The sequence below is a fragment of the Kocuria sp. genome, from assembly GCF_030536815.1.
GTDB classification, from domain to species: Bacteria; Actinomycetota; Actinomycetes; order Actinomycetales; family Micrococcaceae; genus Kocuria; species Kocuria gwangalliensis.
This window is the reverse complement of sequence record NZ_JAUNPE010000347.1, coordinates 1-1,519: the sequence shown is the minus strand read 5'-3', so window position 1 is coordinate 1,519 and position 1,519 is coordinate 1. Positions and strand designations below refer to the sequence as shown.

The following is a 1,519-nucleotide window of genomic DNA, read 5'->3' as shown; positions in this document are numbered from 1 at the left end:
ACCAACCCCGCGCGACACCCGGTGTGGTGTGAGGGAAAAGCGTCTCGCACGCCATATTTCTGCGGCTTCCTCCCCTCAGACTCCGCCGTTGATTCTTCAATTGCCCAAGTCCGCCCGGTAGTGTGACGTGCATTACATACGCGATAACTCGCCGGTCTGCGGCGGCGGCATCCACCTTTGGAGGAACCATGGCCAACAACGTGTACAACATCACCGAAATCGTCGGCACCTCGCCGGAAGGCAGCGACGCCGCCATCACAAACGCGCTGGCTGAGGCCGCCAAGTCACTGCGGAACCTGGATTGGTTTGAGGTTCAGTCCGTCCGCGGGCACATCAAGGACGGCAAAGTCGCAGATTGGCAGGTCACCATCAAGGTGGGTTTCCGTCACGAGAGTTGAGTTCAGCTCTCCCCTGCAGCCGGCCACGGCCCACACGCTGAGGCGGCCCACGTAGGACACTTCGGCCAGCGCGGTACGAGCGTCACCCAGTACCTCGTAGAGTGCTCCCACCTGGTTGGTATCCAACTTATTGGCGGCGACAAACGGAGAAAGTTTGGCGCGATGCAGGACTTCATCCGACCAGGCATTGCCGATCCCCGCCATGGTCGTCTGGTCCGTGAGGACGGTCTTCAACCGTGAGGACGTTGCGCTGAGCATCTCAGCGAAGTTGTCCAAGGACACGGCGTCGACTTCCGGGCCCAATCGCTGGACCCGTTCACAAGATTCCGGGTCGTCGGTGATCCACAGGGCCATGCCCTTACGTTTGCCCTGCTCCGTGAAATCCAGGCGAGCGCCGTCGTCGAAATTCAACCTGATGGCCAACGGGCCGGTCCTGGCCGGGGGTCTTTCGCCAACGTCGCTTGCCCCGAGTTTGAGCCAACCAGCCAGGGCGAGATGAACGACCGCGTAACGTCCGGAGGCAATGCCCCACCAGGCGCTCCCTGAGTTGATCGACGGCTGCATCCAGCTCGGGCAGTTCAGGCATGACTTCATTCTTCCCCTAGTGTGCGCCCGGCTGGTGATGCGCGACGTCGTGGAGCCCTAACCACCGCGCCACAGTTTGCAGGTGCTGCTGGAGGGCGGAAAAGGCCTCGGGCGGGGCGTCGGGTTCCCAGGTACACCGCTTCACCAGAAGTCGCCCGGTCGCCCGGTCCGCTTTCAAATCCACCCGGGCCACCAACGTGTCCCCGAAGAGGAACGGCAACACGTAATAGCCATGGATGCGCTGGTGGGCCGGGGTGTAGATCTCCAGGCGATAGCGCATGCCGAACAATGCTTCGGTGCGTTCCCGCTGCCAGATCAGTGAATCGAAGGGGCTGAGGAGGGCTTCTACGTGAGCCTTCCGGGGAATGCGAGCCGAGGTGTCCAGGTACACGCGATCCGACCAGCCGGGGACCGTCACGATCTCCAAGTCTCCGGAGGCCACCAAGGATGCCAGGGCGCGGTTGGTGTCGGCCGCCCCCAGCCGGAAGTAATCACGGAGGCACCGGGCCGTCCCGATGCCGTGGGCGCGTGCGGCG

2 protein-coding genes and 1 pseudogene are annotated in these 1,519 nt (G+C 63.1%); 1 reads left to right on the top strand and 2 read right to left on the bottom strand.

Annotation, left to right across the window (positions count from 1 at the left end; genetic code table 11):
- Positions 1-188: 188 nt before the first annotated feature.
- Positions 189-398, top strand: coding sequence for a dodecin (locus Q4E95_RS13850; protein WP_303383846.1), 210 nt, complete (start codon positions 189-191; stop codon positions 396-398).
- A 99-nt stretch (positions 399-497) separates the two neighbouring features.
- Here Q4E95_RS13850 and Q4E95_RS13845 read toward each other — a convergent pair.
- Positions 498-752, bottom strand: a pseudogene (locus Q4E95_RS13845) (Fpg/Nei family DNA glycosylase); the annotation flags it as partial.
- Between the two features lie 247 nt (positions 753-999).
- Positions 1,000-1,519 (bottom strand): crosslink repair DNA glycosylase YcaQ family protein (locus tag Q4E95_RS13840; protein ID WP_303383845.1); only part of this gene is annotated, 520 nt, incomplete at its 5' end.